Below are 12,315 nucleotides of genomic sequence, written 5' to 3'. Positions count from 1 at the left end.
GCCGACCGCGGGTACCGGATGTTCGTCCAGGAAGAAGGCAGCGCAATGGGTTTGAATCGGCGGCAGCTGTTGCAGTCGAGTCTCGGTGTGGGAGCGGTGCTGCTGCTCGCCGCGTGCTCGAAGGACACGGACTCGTCCGGGCCCGCGCGGCGCGGCGGCACGCTACGGGTCGGTGCGCTCGGCACCGCGGCCCGGATCGAACGCGATCCGCACGCCAATCTCAGCAACGACAGCGACTTCCTGATCACCTCGCTGGTGTACGACGCGCTCACCGTACCCGGCGCCGACCCGAATGTGGCTCCGCGCTTGGCCACTCGGTGGGAGCCGGACGTGGAACGGCGCCGCTGGACCTTCACCCTCGCCGACGGCGCGACCTTCCATGACGGCACACCGGTGACCTCGGACGACGTGGTGTGGTCGTTGCGCAGGCTGCGCACGGTCGGCGGCGCCTCGAAAATGCCGGTCGCCGTGGAAGACATCGCCGCGGACGGGCCGAACCGGGTGGTGCTCACCGTGCCCGAGCCGAACACCCAGCTGCCGCTGCTGGTGCGGCTGATGACGTTCACCGTCAAGAAGGACACCACCGACTTCACCAAAGCCGTTGGCACCGGCCCGTTTCGGCTCGAGTCGTACCAGGGCGGCAATGCCAGGCTGGTCCGCAACGAGCGCTGGCACGGCGAGCCGCCGCTGCTCGACGCCATCGAGGTCACCATGTTCGAGAGCGCGACGGCGCTGGGCAATGCCGTGCTCGGCGGACAGATCGACCTGGCCTCCAATGTCGGTGCGATCGCGGGCCGCACGGCCGAGGGGCGGGCCGATCTGCGAGTGGTGCGGCGCGCCGACGACACCATGCTCGGCGTCGCGATGCGCGCCTCGGACGGGCCGTTCGCCGACGCCAGGGTGCGCACCGCCGTCCGGCTCGGCGTCGACCGGAATGCCCTGGTGAACCAGGTGCATTCGGGATACGGCAAGGTGGCCAACGACATTCTGGGCACCGGCGACCCGATGTACGACAAGTCGATCGCGCAGCGCACCCGCGATGTCGATCGCGCGCGGACGCTGCTGCGCGAGGCAAGTTTCGATACCGGCCGCAGTTATCCGCTGCTCACCAAGGCGGAGGCGCCCGGCGAGGTCGAATCGGCGAAGGTGATCGCAACGCAGCTGGCCGATATCGGTGTCCGCCTCGAGGTGGTGACCCAGGACGCGAACGCCTTCTACGACCAGACCTGGTTGAAGGCCCCGCTCTACACCGTCTCCTGGGGCACCAACGATTCCACGCTGTTCTACGCGAACAAGCTGATGTCCAGCGGCTCCAACCGCAACGAAACCGACTTCAAGGACGCCGCTTTCGACGCCGCCACCGCGAAAGCCCTGGCGGCGCAGAGCGACTCGGAGTACGGGCAGGCCTGTCGCGACGTGCAGCGCATCCAGCACGAGCGCGGCGGCTACCTGGTGTGGGGTATGGCCGATGGCATCGACATCGCGTCCGCCCGGGTGCACGACCTGCCGACGCTCGGCGGCTACGCCAGGGTCCAGTTGGAACGAGCCTGGTTGGCGGAGTGATCCCGTTCGCGCGCCTACTCGTCCGGCGCATCGCCCTGCTGATTGCCTTGCTGGCAACGGTCTTCGTGGTCGTGGATTTGTTGCCGGGCAGTACGGCACGGGCGGTGCTCGGGCGGGACGCGACCCCGGAGCGGGTCGCGGCGAAGGAGCGCGAACTGGGGCTGGATCGTCCACTGCCGGAACGCTTTTGGAGCTGGATCTCCGGTGTGCTGACCGGCGATTTCGGTAGCACGGCGCGCGGGCGTTCGATCAATGAGTTGCTTGCCGACAAGTTTCCGCCGACGCTGCTGCTCGGCGGGCTCGCCCTGGTGGTGACGGTAGTGGTGTCGCTGGTGCTCGGTGCTTGGTGGGCGGCGCGACAGAGCCTCGCGCCGGGAGTGGGTGTCGGGCCTGGCGCGGTGACCGCGGGCGTCGTTCCCGCTCGGCGCGGTGCCGACACGCTTCGGAGGTCGACGGCGGTCATCCGGCAGAGCACGGTGCGAATCCTGCAACCCGCGACGACCGTCGCCGCGGCGATACCCGAATTCGTGGTCGCGACGCTGTTGATTCTGGTGTTCGCGCTCGCCGCGGGCTGGCTACCCGCCGTCACGATCACCGACCGCTCCGGCTTTCCGGCGAGTCCCGACATGCTGATACTTCCCGTGCTGGCGCTGGCGATCCCGCAGATCGGGTGGAATACCCGGGTGGTGCGCGCCGCGCTGGTCGACGCCGCGCAGGCACCGCACGTGGAAAGCACGGTGCTGGACGGTATTTCGGCCCGCACCGTGCTGGTCCGGCATGTGCTGCCCTTCGCGCTGCCCACGATCGTCGCGAGTTTCGCGACCACCGTCGGCATGGTGCTGGGCGGTTCGCTGGTGGTGGAGACCATCTTCAACTACCCGGGCCTTGGTGCGGTGCTCGCCGGTTCGGTGGCGGATCGCGACGTGTCGGTGGTCGCCTCGGTGGTCGCGCTGTCCGGCGCGGTCATCATGTGCGTGCTCGCGGTCGCCGACGGAATCCGCGCTTGGTCATTACGGGGGCACGGATGAAACGACTACGTATCCGCGGAATGCTTCCCGCCGATGGTGCGCCGGGGGTGGACACCGTCGCAGCCGAGGTCGACGGCGCCCCAGGCGACGTGGTCGATGGACAGCGGAGGAATCGCCGTCGCGTGCACCGCCTGCGGGTGTTGACAGTGCTGCCCGCCGTGGTGGTGACGCTGCTCGCCGTGCTCGGCCCCGCACTGGCCCCGCACGCGGCCGAGACCCCGATCGGAATTCCGTTCGGCGACGCCGGGACCGATGCCTGGTTCGGTACTGACCGGCTCGGCCGTGACGTCCTGAGTCAATTGCTGTACGGCGGTTGGGGTCTGCTGCTGCTGGCCGCGGTGATCGCGCTAGCGGTGACGGCGCTGTCCTGTGTGCTCGGCGCGGTCGCCGCGCTGCGGCCCCGCATCGGCACGCTGATCGAACGCGCGACCGACTTCGCCATGCTGCTTCCGGCCGTTCTCGGCATCCTGCTGGTGCTGACCTCGTGGCCGGACGCGGGCGCGTACGGCTTGCTCGTTGTCGCGCTGCTCTTCGGCACGCCGTACTGTGCACGGGTTTTCGCCGCCGCCGCGGCGGGTGTCGCGGCGTCCGGGTACGTCGAGGCGGCCCAGGCCAGCGGTGAAACGCTGCCGCACTTGGTCTTCCGTGAAGTGATCCCGAACCTGCGCGAGGTGATCACCGCTCAGCTCGGGCTGCGTTTCGTGGCCGCCGTCTACCTGGTCAGCACGGCGTCGTTCCTGCAACTGCCGACCACCCTCGGCGCGAGCAACTGGGCAGTCATGGTGCGCGAGAACTCCTCCGGGATGCTGCTCAATCCCTGGGCGGTGCTCGCGCCGAGCCTGGCGATCGCGGTTGTCGCGGTGAGCGTCAACCTCGCCGTGACGGCCTTCGGACGAGGGGAGTCGCGGTGAGTGACCCCGTGCTCGATGTGCAAAGGGCGGCCAAGGCCCCGCGTGGCGTCGCTGGCGGACACTGCGACGAGGCGAACAACCCCGCGCGGGAACTCGGTAGCGCTCGGTCTGCCGCGAGCGTGCCGGTGGTAGTCGAGGAGTTGTCGGTGCGTGGGTCCGCCGGGCAGGAGTTGTTCGAGCCCACCAGTTTTCAGATCGCCGCAGGCAGTATTTCCGCGCTCACCGGACCGTCCGGATCGGGTAAGACAACGCTCATGCGGGCACTGCTCGGACAACTGCCGTCCGGTGCCGCCCGCCGCACCGGCTCGGTGTCGGTCGCGGGCCACGATGTGTTCGCGCTGGATCCCGTTGCCCGGCAGCACTTCCGGCGCACTCACGTCGCTTACGTAGGGCAAGACCCCGGGTCGGCGCTCAACCCCTTGATGCGGGTGCACGGCCTGCTGCACGAGGTCGCCGGGCACGCCTCGCGTGACACCGTCATCGAGACATTGGAACTGGTCGGCCTCTCGGCGGAACATCTGCGCCGCAGATCCGGCGAACTCTCCGGCGGCCAGCAGCGCCGAGTCGCCTTGGCCCGCGCCCTGATCCGCCGCACCGGCGTCCTGATCCTCGACGAGCCGCTGGCGGGCCTGCACGGCTCCCTGCGCACCGACATCGCGCGCCTGCTGACCGAGATCGCCGTCGAGCGCGCCACCGCCATCCTGCTCTCCGGCCACGACACCGCCACCGTGCACGCCATCGCGGACAACGTGATCGAGCTTGGTGCCGGGTCGGCGGCGCTGCTGGCGGCGAACCGCCCGATCGTCGAGCGCGATAGCACGAGCGATCTGCTGGGCGAGAGCTCGTCGGGTGGGCACCGCACGACGGCTGCGCGCACCACGGACGACGGGTTAGCTGACACTACGGGTACCTCAGTGCCCGGCTCGGTAGCACAGGTTACTGAACCATTTCTGCTGCGCGCCAAGGGAATCGGTACCGCGATTGCCGAACGTGAGGTGTTGGCGGGGGTTGATTTGGAATTGGCACCAGGCTCAGCGCTCGCGGTGGTCGGTGCGTCAGGCGCAGGCAAAACGACACTGGCCAGGGTGATCGCGGGTCTGCATCGCGCTGCGACGGGAACACTCGAGCTGCGCGGAACCTCGGTACCGGTCACCACCGGCAGACGAACCGCCCATGGCCGCAACGGCATTCAGCTGGTCACCCAGAACCCGCGGTCCGCGCTCAATCCACGGCGCACCGTCGCGCAGACCCTCGGACGCCCGCTACGCCGCATCGGCAAGGTGCCGAGACGCCAACTGGGGCAACGGGTCGCCGAACTACTCGCCTCGGTAGAGCTGGCCCCCGAATTGGCCGCCCGCTATCCGCACGAGCTGTCCGGCGGGCAGCGACAGCGTGTCGCACTGGCTCGCGCCCTCGCCGCGGAACCCGCCGTCCTCATTTGCGATGAGATCACCTCCGCCTTGGACCACGCGACCGCCGCCTCGATCATGACCCTGCTGGATCGGATTCGCGCGGACCGCCGGATGGGCCTGCTGGTGATCAGCCACGACATGGGCGTCGTCGCCGCGCATTGCCCGCGCCTGGTGGTCCTCGACCACGGCCGAATCGTCGAATCCGGCGATACCAGCGCCATCCTCGCCGCCCCCACCCATCCGGCCACCCGCGCACTGCTCGGCTGACCCACCCGACTCGCCCCATTTACTCCGGCGACCAGCGAATTCCCGGAGCTGCCCCGCCGGATCTGGATGATAGGTGGAGTGCTCTTGAAGAAGACCGGCGCTTTGGTCGCCGTCCTGGTGACCCTCGTGCTCGCCGGGTGTGGGATCGACAGTGATCTCACCCCGATTCCCGAGGGCATTCCGCCCGGCCCCGGCACGCCGCTGCCGCTGATCGACCTGGACGGCCCCGGCCGCACCGCGCTCCAGTTGCGCGGGTGGGCCGAGGAACAGGCGGATCGCATGGCGATTCCGTCGGTCGCGCTGGAGGCGTACGGCTACGCGGCGGCGGTGCTGGTGCGGTCCAGGCCGGGCTGCGGCATCGCCTGGACGACGATCGCGGGGATCGCGAGCGTGGAGAGCAAGCACGGCACCCATCGCGGCTCGCGCATCGATGCGGACGGCGTGGTTCGCCCGCCGATCATCGGCATCCCGCTCGACGGTGCCCCTGGCGTCGCCCTGGTCAAGGACACCGACGGCGGCGCGCTCGACGGTGACCCGGTGTTCGACCGGGCGATCGGTCCGCTCCAGTTCATCCCGGAAACCTGGCAGCGCTGGGGTGTCGACGCCAATGGCGACGGCGTCGCCGACCCGCAGAACATCGATGACGCGGCGCTCACCGCGGCCCGCTACCTGTGCGCCAGTGGCGGCGACCTGACCTCCGAACACGGCTGGCAGCGGGCGCTGCTCACCTACAACCAGTCCACCAGGTACCTGCACACCGTGCGCGACCGCGCCGCGGCCTACAGCGTCGGGCGGCGGGTGTGACCTCGTCGACCGGAGTGCCGGTTACCCGCCCAGCTCGGCGGACGCTAGGCTCGCAACGCACGGCAATTCCCGTGAGACCTACCGTGCCTGCAGCCGAAGGAGTGTCGTTTTCGTGGCCATCATCGAACAGGTCGGAGCTCGTGAGATCCTGGATTCTCGCGGAAACCCCACTGTCGAGGTCGAGATCGCCCTCGACGACGGCACCCTGACCCGGGCGGCCGTGCCGTCCGGCGCGTCCACCGGCGAGCACGAGGCAGTAGAGCTGCGTGACGGCGGCGACCGCTACGGCGGCAAGGGCGTGCAGAAGGCCGTCGAGGGTGTCCTCGACGAGATCGCACCGGCCGTCATCGGCCTGGACGCGGTCGAGCAGCGCACCGTCGACCAGGTGCTGCTGGATCTGGACGGCACCCCGGACAAGTCCCGTCTCGGCGCGAACGCCCTGCTCGGCGTCTCGCTTGCGGTGGCCCGCGCCGCCGCCGAGTCCTCGGGCCTGGAGCTGTTCCGCTACCTCGGTGGGCCGAACGCGCACGTGCTTCCGGTGCCGATGATGAACATCCTCAATGGTGGCGCGCACGCCGACACCAGCGTGGACGTTCAGGAATTCATGGTCGCCCCGATCGGCGCGCCCACCTTCAAGGAGGCGCTGCGCTGGGGTGCCGAGGTGTACCACGCGCTCAAGGCGGAGCTGAAGTCGAAGGGCCTGGCCACCGGCCTCGGCGACGAGGGCGGGTTCGCCCCCGACGTGGCCGGCACCCGTGAGGCGCTCGACCTGATCAGCACGGCCATCGGCAAGACCGGTCTGAAGCTGGGCAGCGACGTCGCGCTCGCGCTCGATGTCGCGGCCACCGAGTTCTACACCACCGGCAGCGGCTACAAGTTCGAAGGCAGTGTCCGCAGTGCCGCCGAGATGACCCAGTTCTACGCCGAGCTGCTCGCCGCCTACCCACTGGTCTCCATCGAAGACCCGCTGTCCGAGGACGACTGGGACGGCTGGGTCTCGCTCACCGACGAGATCGGCGAGAAGATCCAGATCGTCGGCGACGACCTGTTCGTCACCAATCCGGAGCGGTTGGAAGAGGGCATCGCCAAGGGCGCCGCGAACGCGCTGCTGGTGAAGGTGAACCAGATCGGCACGCTCACCGAGACGCTGGATGCGGTGGAACTCGCGCACCGCAACGGCTACAAGACGATGATGAGCCACCGGTCCGGCGAGACCGAGGACACCACCATCGCCGATCTCGCGGTCGCGGTCGGCAGCGGCCAGATCAAGACGGGTGCGCCGGCGCGCAGCGAGCGGGTTGCCAAGTACAACCAGCTGCTGCGCATCGAGGACGCACTCGGTGACTCCGCGCGGTACGCAGGCGACGTCGCGTTCCCGCGCTTCGCATTCGAGGGTTAGTCATGGCGGTGCGAGCGATGGGCCCGGAGGCGGTAGCCTGCGTAACCACGCAGGGCCCCGGGAGCACCGCAGATTAGATACAGGGGTTCGCTATGACGGAGCGACGTGCGCGTGGATCCAGTCCAGCCGGGCGTGGGGACCGCCGCACGTCGCGTTCCGCCAGATCGCGGCCCAAGGCCGGATCCGATACGGAGACCGCGGCCCGGCCTGCCGCGGTAAAGCGCACCGCGCGCAGGCGGTCCGACGACAAGAAGGCTGGGCCGCAGAAGATCGGGCTGCGCGCCGAACACGGCACGGACAGACACGAGCGCACCATCCTCGGCCTGTCCACCGGCAAGGCGGTGGTCCTCGCCATCGTCGTGTGCGCGCTCGCGCTCACGCTGGCCGTGCCGATGCGCACGTACTTCACCCAGCGGGCCGAGGCGGCGCAGTTGGCGCAGCAGCGGCAGGAACTGGAGTCCGATCTCGCGCGGTTGCGGGATCGCCGTGCGCAGCAACAGGATCCGGCCTACATCAGGTCCGAGGCGCGGGACCGGCTGCGGCTGGTGCTGCCCGGCGAGACCCCCTACATCGTGCAGGTGCCCGGCATCGAGGCACCCGCCGCACCGACCGCCGCGACCAAGTCCAGGGAACCCGACCCCTGGTACACCGAGCTGTGGCGCAGCATCTCCGAACCCCAACCAGACCCCGCGGCCGACCGGACACCAGCACCTGGTCCGCCGCCGGCCGCACCGCCGCCAGGACCGGAAGGACCCAGGTGACACCGAACGACCAGGATCTCGCGATCATCGCCAAGCAGCTCGGCCGCGAACCACGCGGCGTGCTGGCCGTCGCCTATCGCACCCCGGACGGGACCCCGGCCGTCGTGAAAACCGCGCCCCGACTGCCCGACGGCACCCCGTTTCCCACCCTGTACTACCTGACCGACCCGCGGCTCACCGCCGAAGCGAGCAGGCAGGAATCCGCGGGCGTGATGCGCGAGATGACCGAACGGCTCGGCAGCGACCCGGAATTGGCCGCCGCCTACCGTGCCGCGCACGAAAGCTATCTGGCCGAGCGCGATGAAATCGAGTCGCTCGGTACCGATTTCACCGGCGGCGGGATGCCGGAGCGGGTCAAGTGCCTGCACGTGCTGATCGCGCATGCGCTGGCCAAGGGGCCGGGGGTGAACCCCTTCGGTGACGAGGCGGTGGCACTGGCCGCCGATAACGGCTTGCGCGGCACCGCGATTCCGGCCGACTGGCCGAAATACGAGCGGGTCGGCGTTCGCGAAGACATCGGCGTCGGAGAAAACGGAGCACAGTCATGAGTGATCGGGTAGCTGCCGTCGATTGCGGTACCAACTCCATCCGACTATTGATCGCCGACGTGCTCGGCGACGGCCGGCTCGCCGACGTGCATCGCGAGATGCGAATCGTGCGCCTCGGCCAGGGGGTCGACGCGACCGGTTCGCTTGCGCCGGAAGCGATCGAACGCACCAGGGTCGCGTTGGCCGACTACGCCGCGCTGATGCGGGAGACGGGTGTCGTCCGGGTACGGATGACGGCCACTTCCGCCACCCGCGACGCGGCCAACCGGGACGACTTCTTCGCCATGGCGCGTGCCGAACTCGGCACCGTGGTGCCTGGCGCGGAGGCCGAAGTGATCACCGGTGATGAGGAGGCACGGCTGTCCTTCGCCGGTGCCATCGGCGAACTGTCCAGCGAGGCAGGGCCTTTCGTCGTGGTCGACCTCGGCGGCGGATCGACCGAGCTGGTTTTCGGCGACAGCGACGGTGTGCAGGCCGCCTACTCGGCCGATGTGGGCTGTGTCCGGATCACCGAGCGCTGCCTGCCCGGCGACCCGCCGAGCGCCGAACAAGTCGGCGCGGCAAAAGAATTCGCGGCCGAACGACTATCCGAGGCCTTCGCCCGAGTTCCGGTCGAAGGCGCGCACACCTGGGTCGGCGTCGCGGGCACCATGACCACCCTGGCCGCCGTCGCCCTCGACCTGCCCGAATACGACTCGGCGAAGGTCCACCTCACCCGGCTCAACCAGGATCAATTGCGCGAGGTGTGCGATCGCCTGATCGGCATGACGCACGACGAGCGCGCCGCCCTCGGACCCATGCATCCCGGCCGGGTCGACGTCATCGGCGGCGGCGCCGTCATCGCCGAGGTTCTCGCCGATGAGCTGTCTCGCCGCGCGGGCATCGCCGAGCTCGTCGTTTCCGAGCACGACATTCTGGACGGCATCGCCCTCTCCATCGCCTAATGGACTTCAGCATCGCCTAGCGGTTTCAACACCAGTGCGAGAAACCGTTCGGTTCAGCCTGAGCTAACGGCGGCAAACCAGGTGCCCAATCGCGGGACCGCGGCCTCGTGCCCCTCCGTCCGTTGAGTCGCCCCGGCGCTCTTGGCATCGCTGCTGGTGGCTGCGGTGTGAGGTTAACGCGTGCCTGTTTCGAGTCGGTGCGGCGAGGTATTCGATCTCCGATGCGACTCATACGATGCCCCGGCGTATACCGCCCGCAAACCGACACCTGGCTGCTGGCCCGTGCCGCTGCCGGTGCCGCGCTGCCCCGGCAGCCGCGGGTACTCGACCCGTGTACCGGTACCGGCGCGCTCGCGATCCGGGCCGCCCGGATGGGCGCCTCCTCGGTCACCGCCGTCGACGTCTCCCGGCGCGCGATCGCGACGGCCTGGCTGAACAGCCGCGCCGCTGGTGTGCCGATCGAACTGATCCATGGTGATTTCACCCAGGCGGTGCGCGGCCGCACATTCGACGTGGTCCTCGCGAACCCACCGTATGTGCCGTGTGCGGACCCCGACGCCACGCGCGGCCGCAAACGCGCGTGGGACGCGGGTTGCGATGGTCGGGTGCTGCTCGACCAGCTGTGCGGGATGCTGCCCGAACTGCTTGCCAAGGGTGGTGTCGCGCTGATCGTGCACTCGACCCTGTCGGGCGAGGAGCTGACCCTGAACCACTTGCGGGACAACGGATTGAAGGCATCCATTGTCGCGCGCCAGACCGTCCCGTTCGGCCCGGTGCTGCGTCGCCGGGCCGAATGGCTCGAAGCCGCAAAGCATATCGAGCCGGGGCAACGCTTCGAGGAATTGGTGGTGATCCGTGCCGACCGCATCGAACGCTGAGGAACCGAGTACCGGCCGTCCGGCCGCCGACTACCGCAGGGTCATCCTGGTCCCGGGAGGTCCCGCGCTGATCGAGGGTCCGGTGGAACTGGTGTCGGAGGACGGCACGGTGGTGCGGTCGGATCGATTCCAGGTCGCGATGTGTCGATGCAAGCGCAGCAAGACTTTTCCGCTCTGCGATACCAGCCATCGCAAGAAGGCTCGTCGCGACTGACCGCGACAGCTCGGACGGATGCCGCGACTCATGGGGAGCCGCCCCCGCGCACACAGCGGCAGCCGAACTCGCACAGCGGCTGCCGAACTCACACAGCGGCTGCCGAACTCACACGGCGGCAGCGATTTCCTCGCGCAACGAGCTACGCCCGGCTCGCCAGCTGTCCAGAACATGTTGCGCGAAGCGATCTTCCAGCAGATCCGTCACCTGGATACCGAAGACGACCGATTCGGTGAGTTCCGGCTCCCGCGCGAGCAGGTTGCCGATCACATCACGGCGCATCACCTGCTCGTGTACGGCGTCGGCCTCCACGTGTTCGGTGTAGAACAGCAGGCAGGCCGGGTCGGCATCGAATCGTTCCAGCGCCTCCACCATGCGCCGCGCACCGGGCGGCGAGGTGATCTCGACCGTCGCGAAATGCCCGACCAGCGCACCACGCCGGACGCGGTGCAAACCGAACAGCGACATCATGTTCACGATGGCCAGCATCGGGGCCGGGACGGCATCGAGGTAGTGCAGATATCCCGGATCCAGCCTGGCACCGGCGAGTAGGTCCGCGTACAACTGCGCGTGCACGCGTTCCCCACGGCCGCCACCGAATTCGTCGAATTCGACCGCGACCAGCGACGCTTTCGCCTGACCGCGCAGCCGCGGGATGGCCCACGCGTACGGGTCGGCCTCCTTGTGGTGGTAGATGGAACGCTGCACGAAATACTCACACAGCTGCCACCATTCGCCGTTCTCGCGCAGGTACTGACTGACCCCCGTCGGCTCGGCGGGCTCGACGAGTAGTTGCGCGAGTTCGTCCTCGATGTCGGCGCCGCCGGGCACGTCGCGCCGCAGCGCGGCGAGAAACGGTTGCTCCATCGCCGCCCGCAGCCGCAACAGATCCGGATCCCACTCCCACTCAGGGTCTACCGAATCCATTCCGTGGTAATGCAATTCGTAGCAGGTGTGCAGCGCGAGCTGCAGGTCGTCGCCGTACGGATCGGCGTCGCCGACCGCGGGCAACGCGCCGCCGCGTCCCGGCTCGGTGCGCAGCAGCTCGAGCACGGCGGCGGAGAGTTCGCCGCGTGGTTGCGGTAGCGGGATCGGGGCGATGTCGTCGCGACTCATGGGCGCGGGGTCTCCTCCTCGGTCTTGCGTGCCCGGCCGACGACCAGATCTGCCAGCCTCGACAGTGATTCCTTGTTGCGCGGCACCAGCAACAATTCCTGGACCCCGTCGGGCACCAGGGTCGCGGGCCCGCTGATCGCGCGTTCGTACATGCTGACCCGGGTACTGTCCGGCGTGATCTCGGCCAGTTCCAACCGGATCCACGCCGAACCGACCGGCCACAGCCGCGCCTCCAACTCCAGCATCCGCGGCGGGTCCACGTCGTGCACCTTCGTGGTGTCGGACAGAGTCAGCGGCCACGGGCCGACGCTGTGGTGGATGCGGGTCCCGACCGCGGGCCAACCGGCATCGACATCGCGAATGTGCGAGGCGCCGACCACCCAGAGCGCGTACAGCCAGCCGTCGGCCAGCACCGCGAACGTGTCCTCCACCGAGGCGGTCACCGTGATCTCCACAGGTTCCATTCGTGC

The 12,315-nt window shown here is 69.0% G+C and carries 13 protein-coding genes; 11 read left to right on the top strand and 2 right to left on the bottom strand.

Annotation, left to right across the window (positions count from 1 at the left end):
* The first annotated feature begins 45 nt into the window (after nt 1-45).
* From KV110_RS36130 to KV110_RS36080, 11 genes are all read left to right on the top strand, one after another.
* Nucleotides 46-1,563: an ABC transporter substrate-binding protein gene (locus KV110_RS36130; protein ID WP_218471621.1), complete on the top strand. Its 1,518-nt coding sequence runs from the start codon at nt 46-48 to the stop codon at nt 1,561-1,563.
* Nucleotides 1,560-2,591 (top strand): ABC transporter permease, encoded by a 1,032-nt coding sequence (locus KV110_RS36125; protein WP_343224145.1) that lies wholly within the window; start codon nt 1,560-1,562, stop codon nt 2,589-2,591. Before KV110_RS36130 ends, KV110_RS36125 begins: the two co-directional genes overlap by 4 nt.
* On the top strand, nt 2,588-3,502 hold the full coding sequence (locus KV110_RS36120; RefSeq protein WP_246634181.1) for an ABC transporter permease: 915 nt from the start codon (nt 2,588-2,590) through the stop codon (nt 3,500-3,502). Before KV110_RS36125 ends, KV110_RS36120 begins: the two co-directional genes overlap by 4 nt.
* Nucleotides 3,499-5,181 carry an ABC transporter ATP-binding protein gene (locus tag KV110_RS36115; protein WP_246634180.1) on the top strand — a complete coding sequence of 561 codons (1,683 nt, stop codon included), beginning with the start codon at nt 3,499-3,501 and terminating at the stop codon, nt 5,179-5,181. The genes KV110_RS36120 and KV110_RS36115 overlap by 4 nt, the downstream gene beginning before the upstream one ends.
* Before the next feature lie 66 nt (nt 5,182-5,247).
* A complete protein-coding gene (locus KV110_RS36110) occupies nt 5,248-5,985 on the top strand; it encodes a lytic transglycosylase domain-containing protein (RefSeq protein ID WP_218471620.1) in 738 nt (245 codons plus the stop codon).
* A gap of 112 nt (nt 5,986-6,097) precedes the next feature.
* The gene (gene eno / locus KV110_RS36105; protein ID WP_218471619.1) at nt 6,098-7,384 is read left to right on the top strand and encodes a phosphopyruvate hydratase; all 1,287 of its coding nucleotides are present in this window, start codon (nt 6,098-6,100) and stop codon (nt 7,382-7,384) included.
* A gap of 92 nt (nt 7,385-7,476) precedes the next feature.
* Nucleotides 7,477-8,145 (top strand): FtsB family cell division protein, encoded by a 669-nt coding sequence (locus KV110_RS36100; protein WP_218471618.1) that lies wholly within the window; start codon nt 7,477-7,479, stop codon nt 8,143-8,145.
* Nucleotides 8,142-8,693, top strand: coding sequence for a DUF501 domain-containing protein (locus tag KV110_RS36095; protein ID WP_218471617.1), 552 nt, complete (start codon nt 8,142-8,144; stop codon nt 8,691-8,693). Before KV110_RS36100 ends, KV110_RS36095 begins: the two co-directional genes overlap by 4 nt.
* The gene (locus KV110_RS36090; RefSeq protein ID WP_218471616.1) at nt 8,690-9,637 is read left to right on the top strand and encodes a Ppx/GppA phosphatase family protein; all 948 of its coding nucleotides are present in this window, start codon (nt 8,690-8,692) and stop codon (nt 9,635-9,637) included. The genes KV110_RS36095 and KV110_RS36090 overlap by 4 nt, the downstream gene beginning before the upstream one ends.
* A gap of 221 nt (nt 9,638-9,858) precedes the next feature.
* Nucleotides 9,859-10,515, top strand: coding sequence for a HemK2/MTQ2 family protein methyltransferase (locus KV110_RS36085; protein WP_218471615.1), 657 nt, complete (start codon nt 9,859-9,861; stop codon nt 10,513-10,515).
* Entirely contained in the window at nt 10,493-10,729 is a 237-nt protein-coding gene (locus KV110_RS36080) for a CDGSH iron-sulfur domain-containing protein (RefSeq protein ID WP_343224144.1), read from the top strand. Before KV110_RS36085 ends, KV110_RS36080 begins: the two co-directional genes overlap by 23 nt.
* A gap of 108 nt (nt 10,730-10,837) precedes the next feature.
* Here the strand turns inward: KV110_RS36080 and KV110_RS36075 are convergent, their stop codons facing one another.
* Both KV110_RS36075 and KV110_RS36070 read right to left on the bottom strand, forming a co-directional pair.
* Nucleotides 10,838-11,845: an iron-containing redox enzyme family protein gene (locus KV110_RS36075; RefSeq protein ID WP_218471614.1), complete on the bottom strand. Its 1,008-nt coding sequence runs from the start codon at nt 11,843-11,845 to the stop codon at nt 10,838-10,840.
* Nucleotides 11,842-12,309, bottom strand: coding sequence for an SRPBCC family protein (locus KV110_RS36070; RefSeq protein ID WP_218471613.1), 468 nt, complete (start codon nt 12,307-12,309; stop codon nt 11,842-11,844). Before KV110_RS36070 ends, KV110_RS36075 begins: the two co-directional genes overlap by 4 nt.
* Nucleotides 12,310-12,315 lie beyond the last annotated feature (6 nt).

This window comes from Nocardia iowensis, from assembly GCF_019222765.1.
Taxonomy (GTDB): Bacteria; Actinomycetota; Actinomycetes; order Mycobacteriales; family Mycobacteriaceae; genus Nocardia; species Nocardia iowensis.
The sequence above is the reverse complement of the archived record's forward strand: the minus strand, read 5'-3'. Positions and strand labels throughout refer to the sequence as shown.

Coding starts and splice junctions, on each gene's coding strand:
- KV110_RS36130 (WP_218471621.1), top strand. CDS start 46: ATGGGTTTGAATCGGCGGCAGCTGTTGCAGTCGAGTCTCGGTGTGGGA.
- KV110_RS36120 (WP_246634181.1), top strand. CDS start 2,588: ATGAAACGACTACGTATCCGCGGAATGCTTCCCGCCGATGGTGCGCCG.
- KV110_RS36110 (WP_218471620.1), top strand. CDS start 5,248: ATGATAGGTGGAGTGCTCTTGAAGAAGACCGGCGCTTTGGTCGCCGTC.
- KV110_RS36100 (WP_218471618.1), top strand. CDS start 7,477: ATGACGGAGCGACGTGCGCGTGGATCCAGTCCAGCCGGGCGTGGGGAC.
- KV110_RS36090 (WP_218471616.1), top strand. CDS start 8,690: ATGAGTGATCGGGTAGCTGCCGTCGATTGCGGTACCAACTCCATCCGA.
- KV110_RS36085 (WP_218471615.1), top strand. CDS start 9,859: ATGCGACTCATACGATGCCCCGGCGTATACCGCCCGCAAACCGACACC.
- KV110_RS36075 (WP_218471614.1), bottom strand. CDS start 11,845: ATGAGTCGCGACGACATCGCCCCGATCCCGCTACCGCAACCACGCGGC.
- KV110_RS36070 (WP_218471613.1), bottom strand. CDS start 12,309: ATGGAACCTGTGGAGATCACGGTGACCGCCTCGGTGGAGGACACGTTC.